The following is a 21,422-nucleotide window of genomic DNA, read 5'->3' as shown; positions in this document are numbered from 1 at the left end:
GTAATAGGTAAATCTTATAAGATACGATGATAAAAGGAGTCCAAAATTCGATGGAATTCAGACAGCTTCAATACACCCTGCAAATTGCAGCGGAAAAGAACTTCTCACGTGCAGCGGAAAAACTGCACATTGCTCAGCCTTCCCTGAGCCAGCAATTGTCCAAGCTGGAGAAAGAGCTAGGAGTCCTGCTATTTCAACGCAATACAAGCGCGGTGGAATTAACGCATGCAGGAGCAAGCTTTGTGGAACAAGCGAAAAAGATCGTCGATGCAGTCGAGCAGCTCCGGCAGGAAATGGACGATATTTCTCAGCTGCGCAAAGGGAAGGTCGTCGTCGGCAGTATGCCTATCACGGGTTCCCATTTGCTTCCACATGTGTTGCCTGTATTTAAAAAAGCTCATCCGGACATTGAAATTGTTTTGGTCGAGGATTCATCCATGAATCTGGAGAAAAAAACAGCCAGCGGCGATACCGATCTCAGCCTGCTTTCTCTCCCGTTAGTAGAGCCGACACTTTCCTATGTGCCTATCGGTGAAGAATGCATTGATCTCGCTGTTCCCCCGGGTCACCCGCTGGCTCTGCGCAAAAACGGTGACCAGCCTCAGCCAGTGCATCTGGAAGAGCTGAAAGACGAACCGTTTGTCGTCCTGAAAAAAGGGCAAGGCTTCCGAAAGCTGACGATGGACTTGTGCCATCAAGCGGGCTTTGAGCCGAATGTGGTGTTTGAAAGCACTAATATGGAAACCCTCCAATCGCTCGTAGCGACAGGGATGGGAGTGACACTTGTGCCTCGTTTTATCGCCCGGGCTGCCAGCAGCGAGTTTGTTCCGGCATTGCTGCCACTGGCTGAACCGACACCAAGCCGCACGCTGGCTATTGCGTATCGGAATGGGCGTTATTTATCCAAAGCCGCCGAGGCTTTTATTGAAACTTTCCGCGAAACGGTCAAACAGCTTTCCCAAAAGTAGTTCTCGCGAAAAAGACCGTCTTCCTCCCCAGCCAAAGCCAGAGAAGAAGACGGTCCCGGGGCTACACCCCTATACATTACACATTTAATGTTCAGTTCCATTAGGTTCGATTACAATGTTGCTATGCTGCTCCACCTGGTTTCAACGAACCTTATTTCATGTTCCCTTGAATCCATGTCAGCCTCGCCTGATTACCTTAACCTTGCTCGGAAACTCCACTTTATCCATCCCGCATCACTTCTTTCCATAAGGTCTCATGCCCTGGTTTCCCAAGAATATCCTACCTCAGTTCCAATGTGCTGTGTGATCCCAAAGTGCCTGTCCTCGCCTTATCGTGATCAAGGTCGCCCTGAATCTGGTGGACTTTTATCCTGATCATAGCCCATTTCGTGATTATTGCCGACAACCTGTCTATTTAAGCCTCTCGGCCGTGACAGGCCATCCCTATTCGCCAGTTCGGATCTACTTTGGTTATCCATCGTTATCAACCTCCTGGTGTCGGGATACTATTATAATACACCTATGGTCTGTATCTGAAACAGGAACAGTAATATTTTTTTATCGGGAAGAACCAAACGCTTGCTGTACGTCCGCTTCATTCGCTTGTGTCTTAAAGACCAGCTTCGATGGATCTTGCGGTGAATAAATAACCTCTATAATGCTTCCCTGCTGTAGCTTGGAGAGTTGGGAAGAGAAAATATCCTTTTGTATGGTTACCTTAAATGTGTCGCCATTGCTTTTTGTTACACTCAGTGTAAATTGAAGCTTGATTTTGTTAGGCCCCGCTTCGCCCAGCGGTGTAACATCCAGCACCTTCGCATACGCTTGCTCACCTGTTTTGGCAATTTCCATCAGCTCAGGCGATACGCCCTGCTTCACCAACTGCTCATTCAATAGTGCCTGCAAATCCGACTGTGAAACCTGGCCGTTCAGGTCAATGCCCACCTTCATTTTGTCTTTCTCCGATACGACCAGCGGAATGATGATCCCAGGCTGAAATTGAGCCATGGAGGTCAAAGGAATAATCGTCGTCAAAGTGGTATCATATTTGTCTTCCCCATGCTTGGTTACGGTCAGTCCGAGCTTCACCTGCGGCTGATCGTTCACACAAATGCCTGTTTGCTGAATACTCGTGATGATTCCTACACCGGAAACCCCATTTTTGACTTTACCGCCTCCAAAAAACACACTTAAAATGCTAGGTAGAAAAATAAGGGCAAACCCTGTGAAGATCAACGGCTTAAACCACGGAGATTCCATGATCAGAAACGGGTCATCCCATAAATAGTCGGCCAAGAAAGGCGAGAACCCTACACCAAATACCAGCAGTACCCCAATCATAGTCAAAAACCCTTTCATCGTTCATACCCCCCTTTTTTATCATCTATATAAGCTGAGCTTAAAAGTTACCTATGATGCCACTTCGCAGTCGGATAGTGCTTCCCATCGCCACCGCCCCCTGGACTTCTTGAATAAAACCTCTAATCAGGGGACAAAAGCAACCGCTTCGCTTGTACAGCACTATTCCGACTACTTCGTTTTCCATGTGAATTTTTGTAATTAAGCTTGTAGATGTTCAATCAATTAGGCTGTGACCAAACCCATATATATCAGTTCGGACGGATTAGCGGGATTGCTGCCGAGGCCGACCGTATCACCCGTACGTGGAATTTGCAGTTTGGATACGAGCGTTTCCAGTGTCTTTTGGTATCTGTTGCCGTTGGCTTCCGTTACATCCAGTGCGAGCACAACAATCGGGTCAAAATTCACGAGCTTCCCGGTATCTGTCACGGAAATGACAACCGCAGTCGCCGCCATCGCCAAGCCTCCGTTAGCTGCCATTTGAGCCTGCTTTGCCGAGTTTAGACTTTGATTGATCTGCTCGCGATGCTCTTTGGGTACAAAACCCTTCATAAACAATCCCGACAAGCCTTTATTCATCAATTGATCTGCTTGCTCCAAAGCATCCTTTTGTTTTTTCTTTTTACCGAAAAAGTTCATCATGTAGTTGCACCTCGTTTTTTGTATTGTCGATCCTTATGTATTCAGTATATGGGGCCCTATCCGGCATCACAATACGTTTTGGAGCATACAAACAAACCGGAAAAACAGGAGTTTTAACCTGGATTTTTCCGGTTGATTTTTGAACAATGGGATGCTTTACACAAAACTTTGCGCAATTTGAAGCATTCTTTCGCTCGATCAGCCCACTATTTTGTGAAAAGCGAGTGATTTCAGGCTATTTTTTGCGCAAAAGATAGACCAATTTCCGATAATACGCCGAAGATTCCTTATAGCGACGACTGTCCTCGGATAGAACCGCGAGCGTCTCATACAATTGTTCAAGCCGACCCGGATGCTGTAAAGCTTCAAAATAAGGCAAGCATTCCAGGGCATGCGTCCAAAAAGCGTCCTGATCTCCTTTGGCAAGCGCCAACTGACTTTCATAGAAATAAAGCCCCATCTGCTGATCCGTCGTCAGGCTGGTTTGGCGCAGTTGGTCCAGATGCTGTGACAGCAGTCCCCAGTTTTTGCGGGTAAACGCAATTTCGCAGCGGTACACCAGTGTCACGGGCCGCATCAGCTGCTGCATTTCCTCCCGCTCCCGGCTAACCAACGCTTCAAAACGCGCCACTTCCTCCAATGCCTTATCCAGCTCGCCAATCGACGCCAGCATAATAATCCGATTGTTCAAGATGGTTGTAAGCATATCCGCCGCATTTTCCAAATAGACCAGATTGGCCTCCGCCATAGACAGCGTTAACAACGCTTCCTGTACGGAACCCATAGCAAAGCAATACCCGCTGTAAGCCACATACAAGCCCGTCAAACGGTGAAAAAGCCGATCATCGTACACCCTTCTCATCGTCTGCTCGAATACCTGCTTCGCCTGATCAAATTGTTTGACCTGAATGCAGGCTTCCATCATTATATTTTGCGCGTTCAGCCAGTTTTCCGTGCCCTCTTCCACCAGACGGCTTAGCTGTGTAACGTTATTCAGTACATCATAATAATGATTTTTGGATCTGAAATACTGGATTTTATAAAATAAAATTGCTTTTTTCAACGGTGCAGGCAGCTCCACCTCATCCGAACGCCCAAACTTCTCCAAATAAAAATTCAAATAGGACTGATGCAAATATTCATAAGCCGTCGGATCATTTAACTGCTGAAAATAGACCGCCTTCATCAAATAAGTGGTCATCTCCACCACAAGCGAGTCGTTGCGATCCTCCAACTGATCCACAAAGCTTTCCGTGGCGGGATTAGCCAGCTTGGACAGCTCCGTAAAAATCATTTCCGCTGTAGCCAGCGTCTCCTCATCCTCTGCGTCTGCACGCAGCAGGTAGGACGGATTTACACCCAGACGCTCAGCGATTTGCTCGGCCAAATCTTCGGCCAACGGGTAACGGTCAGCCAGAATATTCGCAAAATGTGCGGGGGTCACCAGCCCGTCCACCAGCTCCTTACGGGACAGGTTTTTCTTTTTACACAAAAATTCAATGCGTTCCTTCAGCATGAACGTTTCCTTTCTGATTAAAGGTTGCCAAATTACAGATCATACAGAGATGTACGACGGTCCTCGAACACCGGTATGCGCCCACGCACGTCCTGCACCAAGGCTGACTCAATTGTTCCTGTGATGATATCCTCCTGCTCTCCGCCCTCGGCAATGATTTCTCCCCACGGATCAATAATGAGAGAATGCCCGAAGAAATCCGTATCTCCACTGCGTCCTACCCGATTACAGGCGATGACGTACATTTGATTTTCAATGGCCCGTGCAGTCAGCAACGTACGCCAGTGATGAAGACGGGGATGTGGCCATTCCGCAGGTACGATAAGCAGATTTGCGCCAGACAGGGCCAAACTGCGGGCTAGTTCGGGAAAACGGATGTCGTAGCAGATCGACGCACCCGCCTGAATCCCTCCATCCAGCGTGAATAAAACCTTTTCCTCGCCAGGCTGCAAATATTTTTCTTCGTCCATAAGCCGGAACAAATGAATCTTGGAATACGAAGCAACCTCTGCACCGGATCGGTCAAAAACGAGCATCGTATTGTACACATGACCGTCGCTTTTCTTCTCCGCGATAGATCCGGCCACCACGTTCACCTGATGAGTAGAAGCGAATGCCGATATCCATTCGCGGGTTTCCGCTCCTTCCTGATCCGCCAGCTCATGAATGCGATCCAGCGCATACCCCGTGTTCCACATTTCCGGCAGTACAATCAGGTCCGGCTTTAATTCGGCTGTCACCGCTTGTTCCATTAACGTACGAATATGACTGCGGTTTTCCGTGGGATTCCCCAGCTCAATATGAGCTTGTATGAGTGCAACACTGAACGGCTGAGCTTCATGATACGTCAAAATCGTTCATCCTCCTTGTGAACCGGAGCTTCCGGTGAGCGCTTGTCCGGCATTTTCTCCCATCATAGCCCGATCAGGCTCGGCCACGCAACCGCATAAGCCCAATCCCCTCTATACAACTTGGTTAAATCGTGATAAATTAATCCTCAAACTATTCCAAAAGGTCGTGTGAAATGATGAGTAAGTTTTCCATCCCCTCCGCTGATGTGATGAAGCAATTGCCCACTCAATTTTTTGCCACACTCGTACAAAATGTAAACCGTGAAATTGCGGCAGGGCATGATGTCATTAATCTCGGGCAAGGGAACCCGGATACACCTACGCCACCTCATATTGTAAAAGCCTTGCAAGAATCAGCGGATAACCCGCTATATCATAAATATTCACCTTTTCGCGGTTACAGCTTTCTCAAGGAAGCCGTTGCACAGCGCTATCAGGAGGATTACGGTGTGACACTCGACCCGGAAACTGAGGTCGCCATCCTGTTTGGCGGAAAAACAGGCTTGGTGCAGCTACCGCAAATTTTACTCAATCCCGGCGATGTGTGTCTCGTACCTGATCCCGGCTATCCGGATTACTGGTCTGGCGTAGCCCTGGCTAAAGCGGAAATGTCCTTTCTCCCATTAAAGGAAGAGAACCGTTTTCTGCCCGATTATGAGGCTATTTCCGAGGAAGACCGCCGCCGAGCCAAGCTGATGTTCCTCAATTATCCGAATAATCCGACCTCAGCCACCGCGCCTCTTTCCTTCTATGAGGAAACGGTTGAATTTGCGAAGCGTAACGGCATTGTGGTGGCCAGTGATTTTGCCTATGGCGCTATAGGTTTTGACGGCGAACGTCCGGTGAGCTTTCTTCAGGCCGAGGGTGCCAAGGACGTAGGTATTGAGTTTTATACCCTGTCCAAAACGTACAATATGGCGGGCTGGCGGGTCGGTTTCGCGCTCGGCAATGCCGAAATTATCTCGATGATTAATCTGCTACAGGATCATATTTATGTAAGCCTGTTTGGCGGCATTCAGGCAGCGGCGGCAACCGCTCTGACATCCTCGCAGGACTGCGTGGGCGAGCTGGTTGCACGCTATGAATCGCGCCGCAACGCTTTTTATGATGCACTTGGGCAAATAGGCTGGAAGGCGACGCGTCCAAGCGGTTCCTTTTTTAGCTGGTTGCCCGTGCCGCAGAGTTATACCTCAGCTTCCTTTGCCGATCTGCTGCTGCGGGAAGCCAAGGTGGCTGTCGCTCCAGGGATCGGCTTCGGTAACGGCGGCGAAGGATATGTGCGGGCGGGGTTGCTAAGCTCGGAAGCTCGACTGAGCGAGGCGGTTGAACGAATTGGCAAGCTGAGCCTGTTTGGCTAAGCCGTATTTTCCAGCTACAACTTCTTTGCCAAACCCGACCTTTTCATGGTATTCTGTTACCAATATCATTTAGTTACCTATATCATTTAGCGTGTTGAAGGGACTATTAAGAGAGACCCGTCCTGTTCAGAGAGTAAATTCCGATAGGCTGCAAGAATTTACCTGGACCCTCTCCCAACTCCTATCCCCGAGCGCCCTGCACAGTCAGGCGGTTCCTGCCGTTAACAGGTTTCAAGTGGGATGATCATGAATCATCAATGAAGGTGGTACCGCGGAAGCACAAACTTTCGTCCTTTGCATACAAAGGATGAAAGTTTTTTTGTATATTAAAAAGAGTACAAATTAAGGAAGTGGACGTCTTGTCAACACGAATCGTCATTAAAATCGGAAGCAGCTCCTTAACCGGAGTCGAGGGGGGCTTGAATCGGGAAGCCATTGCTTATTTTGCCCGCGAAATCGCCGGACTTCGTTCGAAGGGCCATGAAGTGCTGCTGGTTACATCAGGGGCAGTCGCCGCCGGGTTTCGGGAGATCGGGTACCCGTTTCGCCCCAAGCTGCTGCATGAGAAACAAGCGGCGGCAGCCGTAGGTCAGGCGCTGCTTATGCAAGCCTATCAGCAGGCTTTTAGAGATTATGATCTGGTGAGCGCACAAATCCTGCTGACACGCAGTGACTTTTTGAGCCGAAAACGGATGAACAATGCTGGGATGACTGTGGAAGAACTGCTGCGCCAGCAGGTCATTCCGGTCTTTAACGAAAATGATACTGTATCGATTGACGAATTGAAATTCGGTGATAACGATATGCTGTCTGCGCTGGTCGCCAATCTGGTCAAGGCACAGCATTTGATCATTATCACAGATACCGATGGCGTATATACGGCAGATCCGCGCAAGCATCCGAACGCCGTACGTTTTGAACGCATCGACGAGATTACCGAGGAAATTTATGCATTGGCTGGAGGTTCCGGGTCAGCCGTAGGGACTGGCGGTATGCGATCCAAGATCGAAGCTGCCAAAGTCGCCACACGCGGCGGTGTGCCTGTGTTTGTAGGACGCGTCAACGCAGACGGCGATTTGGATGCAGCCGTGGAGGGACACGGGCCGGGGACTTATTTTGACACCCACCTCTCTTCCCTGCCGATGAAAAAACAATGGCTTGGCTTCATGTCGACGCCGCTCGGCACGGTGCATGTAGACCAGGGAGCTGAGGAAGCGCTGGTGAACGGTGGTCATAGCTTGCTTCCCGTTGGCGTACGGTGCGTGGAAGGCAGCTTTCATGCTGGAGATGTCGTTGAGGTGCTGGGGCCAGAAAATAAGGTATTGGGGCGCGGCATTGTCAATTATGACGATGGACAGCTTCGAAGCGTACAAGGATTACCAAGCGGCGAGGTTGTGGGCAAAATCGGTCCCATTCACCGGCTTGAGGTGATTCACAGGGATGAATGGATTACATTATAAATGCGGGGAGGCCGTAACATGAGTGAATTAACGACGAACACAACCACAACAGATGAAAGCCAGTTCAGTGAAGTACACGCCAAAGCGACTTTGGCCAAAAAAAGCGCCGGGGTCATGAACCGACTGACGACAGTACAAAAAAATGAAGCGCTGCTCGCCATGGCTGAAGCACTGGTACATCATACGGAAGAGCTGATTGCAGCGAACAAAAACGACTTGAAGCGCGGACGGGAACTGGGAACGTCGGAATCGCTGCTCGACCGCCTCAAGCTGACCGAGGACCGTATCGGGGCCATCGCCGAAGGCTTACGCCAAATTGTGGAGCTGCCTGATCCGGTTGGTGACACGCTGGAGCATATCGAGCGTCCAAACGGTCTGCGTATTGAGAAAATACGTGTGCCGCTAGGTGTCATCGGCATCATCTATGAAGCGCGTCCTAATGTGACGGTAGATGCTGCAGGCCTATGTCTGAAAACAGGAAATCCGGTTGTGCTGCGCGGTGGCTCGGCTGCCCTATTTTCCAACCGCAAAATCATTGAAGTCCTCCAACAGGCATTGGATACAACTGCTGTACCGCGTGATGCGCTTCAGCTCATTGAAGATTCAGACCGCGCCTCTGTCAATGAAATGCTCACGCTGAACGGCTTGCTGGATGTGATCATTCCACGCGGCGGGCGCTCGCTTATTCAAAATGTTGTTCAGAATTCTACTGTACCTGTCATTGAAACCGGTGCTGGTGTGTGCCACACCTATTTGGACGCTACGGCCGATACACAAATGGCTGAGGCCATTACGCTGAACGCCAAGGTGCAAAGACCGTCCGTATGTAACTCCATGGAAACCCTGCTCGTTCACTCGGATTATGCACAGGCACATCTGACGAGTTTGGCAGAACGCTTCCGTGAGGCCGGGGTCGAGCTGCGCGGCTGCGCACGGACACGGAAACTGGCTCCCTGGGCTGTTCCAGCCACGGAAGAGGATTATGGCACCGAGTATAATGATTACATTATGAACGTCAAGGTAGTAGACAATTTGGACGAAGTGCTAGAGCATATTGCCCGGTACGGTACGATGCACTCGGAGTGTATTGTGACCGCAGATGAAGCTCATGCCGAACGTTTTCTGCAAGAAGTGGACGCGGCAGCCGTATATCACAATGCCTCCACCCGCTTCACGGATGGCTTTGAGTTTGGATTTGGTGCCGAGATTGGGATCAGTACGCAAAAATTACATGCCCGTGGTCCGATGGGACTGCCTGCGCTAACTTCAACCAAGTATCGCGTGTACGGCACTGGACAAATCAGGGAATAATATCATTTATCAATCCGTATCCTTGGAGGTTATGAAACCATGTGTGAATCACAAACAAAGGCTTTAATTCAAGAGCAAATTACGTTTTTCGGAGCAGGCTCGATGGCAGAGGCTATTATTCGCGGGATGATGGCCCGTTCCGTTGTCAAACGTGGTGGTATTACCGTCATCAACCGTAGCAATCAGGCTCGCCTGGAGGAACTTCAACAACAATATGGGGTGTTGTTCCAAACCGAGGATGCCGCCAAAACCGAGCTACTGCGCCGTTCTCCGGTGATTGTGCTTGCCATGAAGCCCAAAGATGCTGCACAAGCCCTTGGACAGCTCGGCCCGCTCCTGTCAGATGGGCAGTTGATCATTTCGGTGATCGCCGGACTGTCCATTCGTACGATGCAAACGTTGCTCGGTCGCAAGCAACCCATCGCCCGGACGATGCCGAACACATCCAGCTCAATTGGATTGGGAGCCACAGGCATCAGCTTTTCTAAGGAGATTAGCGAAGACCAGCGTAAAAACGTACTTACGATATTCGAATCTGTGGGTACGGTGACGGTTATAGAAGAAGAGAAAATGGATGTTTTGACCGGGATTTCCGGAAGCGGCCCTGCCTATGTCTACTACTTGATGGAAGCCATGATTGCTGGAGGAATCCGTGGCGGCTTGACTCCTGAGCAAGCGCACGAACTGGCGGTGCAAACCGCGCTTGGCGCGGCACGCATGGTACAACAAACCGGGGAGGAGCCTTCTGCCCTGCGCCACAAAATCATGTCACCCAACGGCTCCACGGTAGCTGCGTTGGAAACGCTGGACAAAGGCGATTTCTACGAAACGGTAATTGCAGCGGTACAGCGTTGTGCTGAACGATCCCGTGAGATGGGAGCTGTACTAAAGGAGGGAATTGAATGAGCTATTGCTTGGCGACCTACCGGGTATACGATGACAAAGCCGATTTTAACAAAAAGGCCCAATCCATTGCCATCGGCATGACGGTGGGCAGCTGGACCGAGCTTCCGCAAGCCAAGCGGGACGCAATGCAAAAGCATCTCGGCTCGGTTCAATCCGTGGACGTTCACGATGGAGGGCCCGGTGAACGGTATGCCGACCTGACCATCGCTTACCCGGATGTCAATTTCAGCCGGGACATTCCCGCACTGCTGGTGACGGTCTTCGGCAAAATTTCGATGGACGGCCGTATCAAGCTGACGAAGCTGGGCTTCTCGGAAGCATTCCGTTCCGCTTTTCCGGGGCCGAAGTTCGGCATCAGCGGCTTGCGTGAGCAGCTCGGCGTGTATGACCGTCCACTGCTTATGAGCATTTTCAAATCGGTGATTGGCCTTAATCTGGACGAGCTGCGCGAGCAGTTTACCCGACAAGCCCTGGGCGGCGTCGATCTGATCAAGGACGACGAGATTTTATTTGAAAATACGCTGACGCCGATTGAAAAACGCGTCGAAGTCTGCATCAAAGCCGCCGAAGCCGCTGAGCGTGAAACCGGTAAAAAGCTGCTGTACGCAGCTAATTTAACTGGATCAACCTCACAGCTCAAAGCGCAAGCCCTCAAGGCCATCGACGCAGGCGCAAATGCCCTGCTGTTCAACGTGCTGGCCTACGGCTACGATGTGCTGCATGAACTGAGCAGCGATCCCGCTATCTCGGTGCCGATTGCAGCCCACCCTTCGTTGGCGGGTGCTTCTTATCCTTCGCCGCATTATGGTATTTCGGCATCGGTGCTGCTCGGTCAGCTCATGCGACTGGCAGGAGCCGACCTCGTCCTCTTCCCTTCTCCTTACGGCTCGGTTACGATGCCGCGGGAGGAAAACATGGCGATCCGCGATGAGCTGATCACCCCTGAGCTGCCGCTGAAGGCCAGCATGCCTGTGCCATCCGCAGGGATTCACCCCGGCCTGGTGCCGTTAATTGTGCGTGATTTCGGCACAGATGTTGTCGTTAACGCCGGGGGCGGCATTCACGGCCATCCGCTCGGCACCGAAGCAGGCGGACGCGCCTTTGTGCAGGCGATTGAAGCTGTGCGTCAGGCTGTGCCGCTGGCGGAATACGCCCGCACGCACCCCGAACTGCAATCCGCGCTCGACACATGGGGAGGTGAACGATGAGTACAGCGAAGAAACCTGTCATTTTTTGCGATTTTGACGGGACGATTACGAACAGCGACAATATTGTCGCCATTATGAAGCATTTTCAACCGTCGGGCTATGAGCCGATTATGCATAATATCGTGAACGGACAGACGTCCATTCGTGAAGGCGTGGGTGCGATGTTCGCTCTGATGCCCTCGACGCAAAAAGATGAAATCATCTCTTATGTACTTGGACAAGCTGGTATACGCGAGGGCTTTGCCCGTTTTTTGGACTATGTACGGGAACAGGATATTGAATTTTTTGTCACCAGCGGCGGTATTGATTTCTTTATTGATCCCCTGCTGGAGCCTTTCGGCATTCCACAGGATCACGTTTACTGCAATGGAGCCGATTTTTCCGGCGATCACATTGAAATTACGTGGCCTCATCCCTGTCAGGAGCTGTGTACAAACGATTGCGGTATGTGCAAAACAACTGTAATTCGTCAGTACCCTGCCGAACAGTACGATCGAATTTTGATCGGGGACAGCCTGACGGATTTTGAAGGAGCCAAAATTGCTGACCTCGTGTACTCCCGCTCGCACCTGACTTTAAAGTGCCAGGAGCTGGGCGTACCATATGTGCCCTTTGAAACATTTGACGACATTATTAAGGATTTAAAGCAAAAACAGGAGCAAGGGGTGCTGTAAATGAGCTATAGCTTGGCAGACATTACGTTGGAAGAAAAACGCCGTGCACTCGAAGAACTCGCTGATGTCAAGGAGCTATTCGCATCTCGCAACTGGTTCCCCGGCACGAGCGGCAATTTATCGATACGGATCGGGGATTTTCATCCTGAACAATTTTATTTTGCAGTTACTGCCAGCGGCAAGGATAAAACCAAGCGGACACCGGAAGATTTTCTGTTTGTGGACCAGCTCGGAAAAGCGGCAGAAGCCACGAACCTCAAGCCGAGCGCCGAAACGCTGATTCATTGCGAAATTTACCGCCTGACAGGCTGCGGAGCCGTTTTCCATGTGCATACGGTGTTCAACAATCTCATTTCCGAATATTACGGGGAACAAGGCTCTGTACCTGTGCAAGGCATTGAACTCATTAAGGCTTTTAACATTTGGGAGGAAAATGCCGCGATTGACATTCCCGTGCTGCCGAATTACGCGGATATTGCTGCGATTGCCAAACTGGTGCCGGGTGTGCTGGATGATCAGGTACCGGGGATCTTGCTGCGCAACCACGGCATTTATGCGTGGGGGCGTGATGTGTTTGAGGCTAAAAAGCATCTGGAGGCGTTTGAATTTTTATTTGAAACGACGTACCGCTCCCTGCTGCTGAGACCTTAATAATGAAGAACAACTTGCTACATGCGCGCTTGCTTTAATTAGAAAGTGCAAAGTGAATGAAGAGAACGTAGCCCCAGCGAGAGCAGGGGAGCGTTCTCTTTTTTTAAATACAAAGGCAGCCTTGGACGTGTACATCAAGTCCCGGACTGCCTTTGTATCATTATGGAATCAACCTGATTATACATGCGGGATAGAGTCTCTAGTTATTTATTTAGTAACCATTGCTCACAAGTATCCGCCCGTAGCTGTAACTTATTAAAAAGCACGCCAGCATGGTAGCCGTCGCAGACAACCATATCCTATCACAATCCCGGCATATTATTTTGCACTGCTATTAAATAAACTCTGATCATTTCACGTCATTATAGCACGCTGCGAGAAAGGATGCTCCTCAGGCTTTGTGCAGCCTCACGGGGGGCTTCTGCCCATGAAATGGCTGAAATGACCGCTATGCCGTCCGCGCCAGCCTGTAGGACGCTAGCTGCATTGTCCGCTGTAATGCCGCCAATGCCTACCAGCGGAAGGCTTGCACCACCTGCACGTAGCCTGCGGACCAGTTCCGGTCCCTGCACAGGATGTGCATCCGGCTTGGAACGAGTCGGGAACATCGGCCCTGCGCCCGCATAATCAGCGCCAGCGCGTACCGCCTGCTCCGCTTCCGTTAGGCTGTGTACCGATACGCCGATGATTTTGTCGCCCATTCGGGAGCGCACGCGGTCTGCAGGCTCGTCATCTTGTCCGAGATGGACGCCATCTGCATCCACAGCCAAAGCAAGCTCGACATCATCATTGACGAGAAATGGAACGTCATACTGATGGCATAGCCTCCGGGCGGCTTGGGCAAATTCGTGCAAGCGACTTCCCGTCAGACAGCCCGCACCCTTTTCACGCAATTGAAAAAGGGTCACACCTCCCTGCAACGCTTCCTCCAAAACCACCAGCGGGTCACGGCCGCAATTCACACTCCCCATGACCAAATAAAGACGCAGATGCTCCCGCATACGCCCTATATCAACTCTTGGCATCGCTTCGTTCCTCCCTCATTGCCCTACTCCACACAGACGCTCCTTCTCCTGTCCAGCGTGCATTCCATGCCCAATGGTTCGTCGGTCCATGCCCAATTCCGATGCCCAAGCCCTGCTCAATCGCCGCCTGTATAAAAGCCTTGGCCGTCTGCGCCGCCACAGGTACACTGCGTCCTGCCGCCAATCCAGCCGCCAGCGCCGCTGAAAAGGTGCACCCCGTTCCATGGGTATGCGGGGTATGAATTCTTGGCCCGTCCAGTTCGGTAAAATCGCGCCCGTCGAACAACAAATCCACGGACCGTTCCGCTTCCATGCTATGTCCTCCCTTGATGATTACGTAGCTGGTCCCCAAACCAGCCAGCATTCGAGCCGCTTCCTTCGCATCCTCACGACTGGAGAGGGTTAAGCCTGTCAACGCCTCCGCTTCCGGAAAATTCGGGGTGACTACCTTTGCCAAAGGTAATAAATACGATTTTAGCGTTTCCACTGCCTCGTCATGAAGTAGAGAAGCTCCGCCTTTGGCGATCATCACCGGGTCTACGACAACATTAGGCCACCGAAACTGGCGAATTTGCGCGGCCACCTGACGAATGACCTCAGCCCCCACGAGCATACCCGTTTTAACGGCATCGGGCGATAAATCCATACCTATGGACTGTAATTGAGCCTCCACCATGGCAACAGGGACAGGATGAACAGCTTGTACACCGCGTGTATTTTGAGCAGTAACTCCCGTCAGGGCAGACATGCCGTACACGCCCAGCTCCTGAAAGGTTTTTAAATCAGCCTGTATGCCTGCGCCCCCTCCGCTGTCCGAGCCTGCAATGGTCAATGCTTTGTACAACGTATGGGTCATAGTTGTGGCCCCCTGACAACGTCTTGCCGCTTCCAATTCTGCCGCTCATCCTGAATCTGATTTTTGGTATAAAGTAAAATGAATTTCAATATCAAGCGAACCCTGCTCCTTTGATGACAGGAGCCTGCGTTTCTTTCCAGCCGAGAGATATGGTTTTCTGCATGTACATGCTCAAGTGTATGAAATAGCAAAAAAACACTATGCAAAAGCAGAGTGTTCCTACACTAAGGTCCCTGCGCTGGCATTATCCAACAGGTTCATACGGTCTACGACAGAATAGTCGTACTCTCAGCTTGCTTCCGCAGGCTCCCGTGCTATTTTTTTATAATCGTAACCCTTTATGCTGTAAAAAGCAACGTCCCCTATTGGGGACGCTCCAGCTTAAATTGCTCTCCGAGCTTTGCATAATCATTGCCGGCCAAACGACTCACCGGACGCAGCTCCTTGGCGATTATGTATGTATTTTGATACGCTTCCTCGGACAAATGATACTGCACCACGCGCCCGATCAGCAGATCGCAGGCAGGTGCGCCCTCTGTGCCCCCCAGCGGTATCGCCTGCTCCAGGACACATTCCATACGTATTTTCGCTTCAACCACGCCAGGAACCACAATTTTTGTACTTTTTATCGGCGTCAGTCCGGCTAGAGTGATTTCACTTTCCTCCGGCGACAGACGGGAAGCCGTCACATTCACCGCACCCACATTGTCCTCATCCGTAATATGAACGACAAAGGCTTTTTGCTCCATTGCATTACGTGCTGTATCCTTGGACACCCCATCGACACGTTGCACGGACACAGACAGAAGCGGCGGCTCGGAAGCTACGATGGAAAAATAACTGAACGGCGCACCATTCAGCACCCCTTCGCTACTCAGTGTCGTCACAAAGGCGACCGGCCTTGGGATAATGCTTCCGCTTAACAGCTTATAATTTTCACGCCCGGTAAGCGTATCAGGATTTAATGCTATCATGGTTTCTCCCTCTTTCCTGGTCACATTCGCATTTACATTCAGATTCAGCTTAACCCATGTCCACCCGCAGGTTCCCACTCTACTAAATGAGCAGCTCACAAGCACTTTGGGTTTATATTGAAGCTTCTCCTTCAAGTATCGCGTGAATGACGCAGGATGTAAAGCCGGAGCCGAAGAGTCTCTCTATTTTTCAATTATATTTCCCTGACTATCGCGCACAGTAACCGTAATCCCCTCGGGTACAGCGATTGTAACGTCGAGCTGATGCTGGGGCTGCATATAACGTGTCGGGATTTGGCTCAGTAGCACATACAACGTATCTCCGATATGCTTTGTCTGATACAGCTCCTGTCCTTTTGATTCATCCTCGTTGCCTGCATAGACATAACTTCCGAACACATGCACCTCTGGTGAGGTGGTTGCGTCAATTTTGACCGCATAGGGATTCTCACCCTGCACGATCACCTTGGTCACTCCGGCAGGCAGTTTTTCATGCCAATCAGGAAGGACCCTTGTTTCCTGAACCGAGCTCATCATATCCCTGACTTGCGAAGTAAGTCCCAGTGAACTGACCAAAGCAAATCCGATACAACAAAAAACCAGGACTGCTGTAATAAACATACTGAACAAATCATAACGGATGCGCTCACGTGTCCCTTTCCACGCCGTATACATTAAAATTTCGAGCCCCAGCAAAACAAAAACGACAGGCCACCACGTCAACGCCTGATCCAATATGCCCGCTCCCCAAAACTTGGAGGCTAACGTTACTCCTCCCAACAAGACCAGAAAAAGTCCCATCGACAGCCTTCCGACCTTCCAAACCCCTGCCGGGGCGTTTGACGTTTTGGAGGAGCTGCTTTTGTTGGTTGATGTACCAAATCCTGTAGAGCCTCCTGTATCGCTATGAGGATGATGGACTCCCTTAAAGGGAGCCTCACTCTTTGAAAACTCAGTATCCATCCTATTATTTCTCCTTTACCCGTTTAGATTTGGAATTACCAATCATCATCCAAATACCACCGCCAATCAACAATAAGGATACGATAATCGTCCGTAGATACATGTCAACCAAATTATAAATCTCTCCGTTCGGAAACAGACGATCCAGAGTAGGAACAAGTACGTTGATCAAGATGTAATAGGCACCCAGCAATAGCAACCCCAAACCTACCCAGCGGTGATATTGTGCAAACATACCGATCACAGGCTTGTCAATCAACGGTTCCCGTCCATAACGGCTTACTTGCTGCAATGCATCAAAAAAGCTGTAAAACCAGACCACCGGGATCAGGAACAAAAACAGAGACAAATGCAGCACATCCAGCACGTAAATGCCGCCTAAGAACAGAAGCATCAGCTGAAGACCACGTTTTTGCAGACCGATATACATATGTCCCGCCCCGGGAAATACCGATAGAATGGTAGCCAGCATTTTGCTACGCCGCCCCTCGACTCTTCCATGCTCCAGTTCTTCAAATAAAGTCCGATCCTGAAGGATTTCTCCCGCTTGTTTACGGTGTACATGCTGCACCGCATCAAACATACAATACAGCCATATGATCGGCAACACGCCCGCAAACGCCATAAATCCCGATTCGTTTGTGATGCTGGAAATAAAAACGAGAATCGCTCCAAAGCCAAAGAAGGACATCAGGAAAGACAAACCACGCTGCATCAGCCCCAAATGAAGGTGTCCCAGTCCTGGAATGAACGACAGTAAAATCGTAAAAAAACGTTCATTGTCTGATCCTTTTTGAAAAGTAGGCGAACCTGCCACACCGTAGTGTCCCTGTGCAAATTGATTATAGCCTGCGTCAAAATCCGCTCCTGCTTCAGGGATATCCGTATCAGCGTTCTGCGATCCTTCCGGAACCTGGCCCGCCAAGCCTCCATCTCCATAAGGCGCACCTTTTTTGGAAAAACCATATGGATTCAGGCCCGTATAAGGGGGATATGGAGCAGAGACTACACGAGGGTCATAACGCAACAAGCTAATAATGATATGGAGCATACTCAGCCCCCAAAAAAGAGCGGAAACAAGCATACTGGCCAATAAAGGCAATTCGTCTCTTAAAACCACCGAAAAAAATAATCCTCCCGCCAGACATCCAAAAAACAGAATCGTATATACAAACGCACTGGCTTTTCTGGTCCAGTAATAGTGTCCCACACCGGGAATGATGTTCAACAGAAATGCCAGAAGCTTGCTTCGTTCCGTATAAGGCACCGATACACTTCCTCTCTAATCTTGGGATTTTGATTAAATCCTCATCTGAAGGTTTGAATTAAACCTTTTTATCTGCCACTTTAATTTATTTTAGGGCTTTAATTTGTCCAGCCAGCTTGTCGTAGCCCGCATGACCTCTTCACTGTAAGAGACGCGTTCTTTTGGAGGAATGGGCTTACCGCCGGTTTGCGGCATCATTTTGTCAAAAGCACCACTGGACAGCAGGATTAGTGTCAGGCTTGCCGCAATTACATAGTGAAACACAGGTTTTTCAAACCAGCGGCGTTTATTGAGGGTAGCTTGACTCGCTTCTGCTTCCATATCGGGAAGAGCAGCCATTACCTGATCTGTGAAGCGCTCCGTATCCATCCAGGCAGAACAATCGCCCAATGTCGATTCTAACTGCTCCAGTGCGGCAAGATATAAAACCAGCACCTGTTCGTCTTCCAGCAGAAGCTTTTCCAGCCGTTCAGATTCCTCTGTCGTGCAAGCTCCTGTAATATAGGCGTGCCAGTCATTCATATGCCCTTCAGTCCACGGTTTATCATGTTGGTCAGTCATTGCCATTCCTCCTCCTTCCAGTGATTTCGAATCCACTGCCGTGCCCGGTAGAGTCTGGACTCCACCGTTTTTAAGGCTACCTGCATCTCTTCTGCAATTTGGTCATAGGTTTTGCCCTGCATATAATAGGCCTGGATAATATCCCGATGCTGCTGGGGCAACTGGGCAATTTTATGCGATAGTTCCACATTTCGTTCCTCGCGGATCAGACGGACCAGCACATCCTCATCCCGGGAAGGGAGTTGAACGAGGGTTTCTGCCACATCTATCAGTTCTGCGGGCCGCCTGTCCTGTTTGCGCTTGATATCCAGCGCCTTGTGGAGCGCAATTCGGGTCAACCACGTTTTAAAACCTTCGTTCCGGTACTGGGGGAGAGACTTATACACCTGTACGAACGCTTCCTGCGCGGCATCTTCCGCTTCTTTGCTATCATGCAGTACCGAATAGGCCACATGATACACATGCTTGCTGTACAGCTCTACCATCTCACGGAACGCCTGCCGGTCGCCAGACCGTATTCGTTCAATGATTCTCTCTATATCAATGATGCTCTCCCCCTTCCCAATACTATAGACGCCGGAGAATTTTCCTCCCCCTGCATATTTCTAAAAAAATATTTAAAAAAGGACACACCCTCCTGTTGGAATGGTGTGTCCTTTATGGCTAAAGCTGCTGTATGCTAGAATATTTTACGCCTGAAAACCTCGGTCTATCGCTTTAGCTGCGTCCGCCGCCACGGAAACGCTGGGCGTATTCCTTTGCATCTTGTGCATTACGGACACGGTTGCGGCTCCACTCCAGCAAAATGCGGTCAATATACCGGAAATGTACCTTCCCTGCAAACACCGCTTCCTTCAAAGCGAGCAAAATCAGCTCCTCGGGATAACGATCCTGATCCACCCAACTGGTGATCGTCTCGTATTCCATCGGTGACAACGGTCGGCCGAATTCCTTCTCGAAAATCGTAAACAAATTCCGTTCCTCTGAAGGTAAAGATTCCGATATACCATTTAGCACATCCGGTTTCCCAGCAAACAAAATATCATCGTCATCGTACTGCTCCATGCGCTCGGGTATCATACATTCCGCCAACTTACGGTACATCCCCGTTAGATTGTAGCGTTCGAATTGAACGGACGAGTTGCGGTCCTCCACAGTATCAATCCGCAGAAAACCTTCCTTCATCAGCTTGCTGAAATGGAGTGCAATTTCGTTCGCAGTACATCCGATACGGGCCTGCAATTGTTCCCAGGTTGGAAATTCATTGCGTTCGGCTTGTTTAAAAGCAAGCAACTGCATAAGCAGAAGCATTTCGCCATCCGTCAGCCGAAGCGTCTGGTAATGCTTGAGCAGGGCATAGGGAATCTGGACCATTCCGGCTTCCATAGCAAAGGCTACTCCCTCCGCCCACCCTGCCGCTGATGTCTTGTCGAATGATCCGGTCATTGGTTACGGATACAGACGATACAGCATACGTGGGAACGGAATCGTTTCACGTACATGATCAAGTCCACAAATCCATGCTACCGTACGCTCCAGTCCCAGTCCAAAGCCGGAATGCGGAACGGTGCCGTAGGTGCGCAGATCCATATACCATTGGTAAGCTTCACGCGCCAGGTTATGCTCGTTAAAACGTTCTTCCATCAAGGCCGGATCATCAATCCGTTGGGAACCCCCGATAATTTCGCCGTAGCCTTCAGGAGCGATCATATCAGCGCACAGGACAACCTCTGGACGAGTTGGATCAGGCTTCATATAAAATGCTTTAATGTGAGTCGGCCAATGTGTAATGAACACTGGCTTATTGTATCTCTCAGCAATAGCCGTTTCATGCGGAGCGCCAAAGTCCTCGCCCCAAGGGATATCGAATCCTTCTCCTTGAAGGAAAGCAATCGCCTCATCATACGTAATGCGTGGGAATTCTCCCTGAATTTGCTCCAGCTTCGAAACATCGCGTCCGATCGTTTCAAGCTCTTTTGCACAATTTTTCAGCACTGATTGTACGATATGACTCACAAATTGCTCCTGTACGCGCAAAGATTCCTCATGATCTACAAAAGCCATCTCCGGCTCGATCATCCAGAACTCAATCAGGTGACGACGTGTTTTGGACTTTTCCGCACGGAACGTTGGACCAAACGAGTATACTTTGCCAAGCGCCATGGCAGCCGCTTCCATATACAACTGTCCGCTTTGTGTCAGATAAGCATCCTCGTCAAAATATTTGATATGGAACAGCTCAGTTGTGCCTTCTGCGGAAGAAGGGGTCAAAATTGGCGGGTCCACCTTTGTGAAGCCATTGCCGTTAAAAAATTCCTGTACCGCACGAATAATTTCCGCTCGTACGATCAGAACCGCGCGTTGCTTGGCGGAACGCAACCACAGGTGACGGTGATCCATCAGGAAATCTACACCGTGTTCTTTAGGCGTGATCGGGTAGTTTTCTGTCAAATGAATGATTTCAATGCCTGTTACCGTCAATTCAAAGCCGGATTGGCTACGCGGTTCTTCGCGCACAACTCCGGTAACATACAAAGAGCTTTCCTGTGTCAAGGATTTGGCATCATTCCAAATGTCCTCGGACACCTCGCTTTTCACGATAACCCCTTGAATATATCCGGTACCATCGCGCAGTTGCAGGAACTGGATTTTACCGCTAGATCGTTTATTATTTACCCAAGCGCCGATTGTAACCGTTTCCCCTACATGGCGGCCCACTAGGGCAATCGTACTTTTATTCGTCATGACCGTCTCTCTCCTCTTAACCGAAAATCAAACAGCCCTTCCCCCTGGGTCAGGCTGTTTGCTCTCGCTGTTTGGTACATACGGAACCTATTTAAGTGAAAGCCCGTATGCATAAAGTTTAAAC

The 21,422-nt window shown here is 50.1% G+C and carries 22 protein-coding genes; 8 read left to right on the top strand and 14 right to left on the bottom strand.

The window, feature by feature from the left end; all coding sequences use genetic code 11:
- Positions 1-50: 50 nt before the first annotated feature.
- The gene (locus ACWXW9_RS00770; protein ID WP_494927857.1) at positions 51-968 is read left to right on the top strand and encodes a LysR family transcriptional regulator; all 918 of its coding nucleotides are present in this window, start codon (positions 51-53) and stop codon (positions 966-968) included.
- Between the two features lie 338 nt (positions 969-1,306).
- On the opposite strand, the gene ACWXW9_RS00765 is transcribed toward ACWXW9_RS00770, so the two are convergent.
- The 5 genes from ACWXW9_RS00765 to ACWXW9_RS00745 form a co-directional block, all read right to left on the bottom strand.
- The gene (locus ACWXW9_RS00765; protein ID WP_162833909.1) at positions 1,307-1,447 is read right to left on the bottom strand and encodes a hypothetical protein; all 141 of its coding nucleotides are present in this window, start codon (positions 1,445-1,447) and stop codon (positions 1,307-1,309) included.
- 79 nt (positions 1,448-1,526) lie between these two features.
- Positions 1,527-2,327, bottom strand: a complete 801-nt coding sequence (locus ACWXW9_RS00760; protein ID WP_494927856.1) for a hypothetical protein — start codon at positions 2,325-2,327, stop codon at positions 1,527-1,529.
- A 225-nt stretch (positions 2,328-2,552) separates the two neighbouring features.
- Positions 2,553-2,972 carry a hypothetical protein gene (locus ACWXW9_RS00755; protein ID WP_494927855.1) on the bottom strand — a complete coding sequence of 140 codons (420 nt, stop codon included), beginning with the start codon at positions 2,970-2,972 and terminating at the stop codon, positions 2,553-2,555.
- A 235-nt stretch (positions 2,973-3,207) separates the two neighbouring features.
- Entirely contained in the window at positions 3,208-4,488 is a 1,281-nt protein-coding gene (locus ACWXW9_RS00750) for a helix-turn-helix domain-containing protein (protein ID WP_494927854.1), read from the bottom strand.
- A 32-nt stretch (positions 4,489-4,520) separates the two neighbouring features.
- A complete protein-coding gene (locus ACWXW9_RS00745) occupies positions 4,521-5,339 on the bottom strand; it encodes a carbon-nitrogen family hydrolase (protein WP_494927853.1) in 819 nt (272 codons plus the stop codon).
- A gap of 176 nt (positions 5,340-5,515) precedes the next feature.
- Here ACWXW9_RS00745 and ACWXW9_RS00740 point away from each other — a divergent pair, with 176 nt between their 5' ends.
- The 7 genes from ACWXW9_RS00740 to ACWXW9_RS00710 all read left to right on the top strand — a co-directional run bounded on the left by ACWXW9_RS00740 (position 5,516) and on the right by ACWXW9_RS00710 (position 12,907).
- On the top strand, positions 5,516-6,697 hold the full coding sequence (locus ACWXW9_RS00740) for a pyridoxal phosphate-dependent aminotransferase (protein ID WP_494928148.1): 1,182 nt from the start codon (positions 5,516-5,518) through the stop codon (positions 6,695-6,697).
- A 359-nt stretch (positions 6,698-7,056) separates the two neighbouring features.
- A complete protein-coding gene (gene proB, locus ACWXW9_RS00735) occupies positions 7,057-8,157 on the top strand; it encodes a glutamate 5-kinase (protein ID WP_494927852.1) in 1,101 nt (366 codons plus the stop codon).
- Between the two features lie 18 nt (positions 8,158-8,175).
- On the top strand, positions 8,176-9,468 hold the full coding sequence (locus tag ACWXW9_RS00730; protein ID WP_494927851.1) for a glutamate-5-semialdehyde dehydrogenase: 1,293 nt from the start codon (positions 8,176-8,178) through the stop codon (positions 9,466-9,468).
- A 39-nt stretch (positions 9,469-9,507) separates the two neighbouring features.
- Positions 9,508-10,374: a pyrroline-5-carboxylate reductase gene (gene proC, locus ACWXW9_RS00725; RefSeq protein ID WP_494927850.1), complete on the top strand. Its 867-nt coding sequence runs from the start codon at positions 9,508-9,510 to the stop codon at positions 10,372-10,374.
- The gene (locus ACWXW9_RS00720) at positions 10,371-11,582 is read left to right on the top strand and encodes a 2,3-diketo-5-methylthiopentyl-1-phosphate enolase (protein WP_494927849.1); all 1,212 of its coding nucleotides are present in this window, start codon (positions 10,371-10,373) and stop codon (positions 11,580-11,582) included. Before proC ends, ACWXW9_RS00720 begins: the two co-directional genes overlap by 4 nt.
- On the top strand, positions 11,579-12,256 hold the full coding sequence (locus ACWXW9_RS00715; RefSeq protein WP_494927848.1) for a 2-hydroxy-3-keto-5-methylthiopentenyl-1-phosphate phosphatase: 678 nt from the start codon (positions 11,579-11,581) through the stop codon (positions 12,254-12,256). The genes ACWXW9_RS00720 and ACWXW9_RS00715 overlap by 4 nt, the downstream gene beginning before the upstream one ends.
- Complete coding sequence (locus ACWXW9_RS00710) at positions 12,257-12,907, top strand: methylthioribulose 1-phosphate dehydratase (protein WP_494927847.1); 651 nt, start codon at positions 12,257-12,259, stop codon at positions 12,905-12,907.
- A 362-nt stretch (positions 12,908-13,269) separates the two neighbouring features.
- Here the strand turns inward: ACWXW9_RS00710 and thiE are convergent, their stop codons facing one another.
- From thiE to asnS, 9 genes are all read right to left on the bottom strand, one after another.
- On the bottom strand, positions 13,270-13,932 hold the full coding sequence (gene thiE, locus ACWXW9_RS00705; protein ID WP_494927846.1) for a thiamine phosphate synthase: 663 nt from the start codon (positions 13,930-13,932) through the stop codon (positions 13,270-13,272).
- On the bottom strand, positions 13,919-14,788 hold the full coding sequence (gene thiD / locus ACWXW9_RS00700) for a bifunctional hydroxymethylpyrimidine kinase/phosphomethylpyrimidine kinase (RefSeq protein ID WP_494927845.1): 870 nt from the start codon (positions 14,786-14,788) through the stop codon (positions 13,919-13,921). The genes thiE and thiD overlap by 14 nt, the downstream gene beginning before the upstream one ends.
- A 362-nt stretch (positions 14,789-15,150) precedes the next feature.
- Entirely contained in the window at positions 15,151-15,762 is a 612-nt protein-coding gene (locus ACWXW9_RS00695; protein WP_494927844.1) for a flavin reductase family protein, read from the bottom strand.
- A 183-nt stretch (positions 15,763-15,945) separates the two neighbouring features.
- Positions 15,946-16,725: a hypothetical protein gene (locus tag ACWXW9_RS00690; RefSeq protein WP_494927843.1), complete on the bottom strand. Its 780-nt coding sequence runs from the start codon at positions 16,723-16,725 to the stop codon at positions 15,946-15,948.
- A gap of 4 nt (positions 16,726-16,729) precedes the next feature.
- Positions 16,730-17,992, bottom strand: a complete 1,263-nt coding sequence (locus ACWXW9_RS00685; RefSeq protein ID WP_494927842.1) for a multi-tm2 domain protein — start codon at positions 17,990-17,992, stop codon at positions 16,730-16,732.
- Between the two features lie 90 nt (positions 17,993-18,082).
- Positions 18,083-18,553 carry a hypothetical protein gene (locus ACWXW9_RS00680; protein ID WP_494927841.1) on the bottom strand — a complete coding sequence of 157 codons (471 nt, stop codon included), beginning with the start codon at positions 18,551-18,553 and terminating at the stop codon, positions 18,083-18,085.
- Complete coding sequence (locus tag ACWXW9_RS00675; protein ID WP_494927840.1) at positions 18,550-19,038, bottom strand: RNA polymerase sigma factor; 489 nt, start codon at positions 19,036-19,038, stop codon at positions 18,550-18,552. The genes ACWXW9_RS00680 and ACWXW9_RS00675 overlap by 4 nt, the downstream gene beginning before the upstream one ends.
- A gap of 232 nt (positions 19,039-19,270) precedes the next feature.
- A complete protein-coding gene (locus ACWXW9_RS00670) occupies positions 19,271-19,999 on the bottom strand; it encodes a DnaD domain protein (RefSeq protein WP_494927839.1) in 729 nt (242 codons plus the stop codon).
- A 3-nt stretch (positions 20,000-20,002) separates the two neighbouring features.
- Positions 20,003-21,298, bottom strand: a complete 1,296-nt coding sequence (gene asnS / locus ACWXW9_RS00665; RefSeq protein WP_494927838.1) for an asparagine--tRNA ligase — start codon at positions 21,296-21,298, stop codon at positions 20,003-20,005.
- Positions 21,299-21,422: the final 124 nt, after the last annotated feature.

The sequence above is a fragment of the Paenibacillus sp. LT-B23 genome, from assembly GCF_059417685.1.
The sequence above is the reverse complement of the archived record's forward strand: the minus strand, read 5'-3'. Positions and strand labels throughout refer to the sequence as shown.

What these genes read in the sequence shown, in the direction of transcription:
- ACWXW9_RS00770 (WP_494927857.1), top strand. Translation starts at nt 51, where the DNA reads ATGGAATTCAGACAGCTTCAATACACCCTGCAAATTGCAGCGGAAAAG.
- ACWXW9_RS00765 (WP_162833909.1), bottom strand. Translation starts at nt 1,447, where the DNA reads ATGGATAACCAAAGTAGATCCGAACTGGCGAATAGGGATGGCCTGTCA.
- ACWXW9_RS00760 (WP_494927856.1), bottom strand. Translation starts at nt 2,327, where the DNA reads ATGAAAGGGTTTTTGACTATGATTGGGGTACTGCTGGTATTTGGTGTA.
- ACWXW9_RS00755 (WP_494927855.1), bottom strand. Translation starts at nt 2,972, where the DNA reads ATGATGAACTTTTTCGGTAAAAAGAAAAAACAAAAGGATGCTTTGGAG.
- ACWXW9_RS00750 (WP_494927854.1), bottom strand. Translation starts at nt 4,488, where the DNA reads ATGCTGAAGGAACGCATTGAATTTTTGTGTAAAAAGAAAAACCTGTCC.
- ACWXW9_RS00740 (WP_494928148.1), top strand. Translation starts at nt 5,516, where the DNA reads ATGAGTAAGTTTTCCATCCCCTCCGCTGATGTGATGAAGCAATTGCCC.
- ACWXW9_RS00730 (WP_494927851.1), top strand. Translation starts at nt 8,176, where the DNA reads ATGAGTGAATTAACGACGAACACAACCACAACAGATGAAAGCCAGTTC.
- proC (WP_494927850.1), top strand. Translation starts at nt 9,508, where the DNA reads ATGTGTGAATCACAAACAAAGGCTTTAATTCAAGAGCAAATTACGTTT.
- ACWXW9_RS00720 (WP_494927849.1), top strand. Translation starts at nt 10,371, where the DNA reads ATGAGCTATTGCTTGGCGACCTACCGGGTATACGATGACAAAGCCGAT.
- ACWXW9_RS00715 (WP_494927848.1), top strand. Translation starts at nt 11,579, where the DNA reads ATGAGTACAGCGAAGAAACCTGTCATTTTTTGCGATTTTGACGGGACG.
- ACWXW9_RS00710 (WP_494927847.1), top strand. Translation starts at nt 12,257, where the DNA reads ATGAGCTATAGCTTGGCAGACATTACGTTGGAAGAAAAACGCCGTGCA.
- thiE (WP_494927846.1), bottom strand. Translation starts at nt 13,932, where the DNA reads ATGCCAAGAGTTGATATAGGGCGTATGCGGGAGCATCTGCGTCTTTAT.
- thiD (WP_494927845.1), bottom strand. Translation starts at nt 14,788, where the DNA reads ATGACCCATACGTTGTACAAAGCATTGACCATTGCAGGCTCGGACAGC.
- ACWXW9_RS00695 (WP_494927844.1), bottom strand. Translation starts at nt 15,762, where the DNA reads ATGATAGCATTAAATCCTGATACGCTTACCGGGCGTGAAAATTATAAG.
- ACWXW9_RS00690 (WP_494927843.1), bottom strand. Translation starts at nt 16,725, where the DNA reads ATGGATACTGAGTTTTCAAAGAGTGAGGCTCCCTTTAAGGGAGTCCAT.
- ACWXW9_RS00680 (WP_494927841.1), bottom strand. Translation starts at nt 18,553, where the DNA reads ATGACTGACCAACATGATAAACCGTGGACTGAAGGGCATATGAATGAC.
- ACWXW9_RS00675 (WP_494927840.1), bottom strand. Translation starts at nt 19,038, where the DNA reads ATGGTAGAGCTGTACAGCAAGCATGTGTATCATGTGGCCTATTCGGTA.
- ACWXW9_RS00670 (WP_494927839.1), bottom strand. Translation starts at nt 19,999, where the DNA reads ATGACCGGATCATTCGACAAGACATCAGCGGCAGGGTGGGCGGAGGGA.
- asnS (WP_494927838.1), bottom strand. Translation starts at nt 21,298, where the DNA reads ATGACGAATAAAAGTACGATTGCCCTAGTGGGCCGCCATGTAGGGGAA.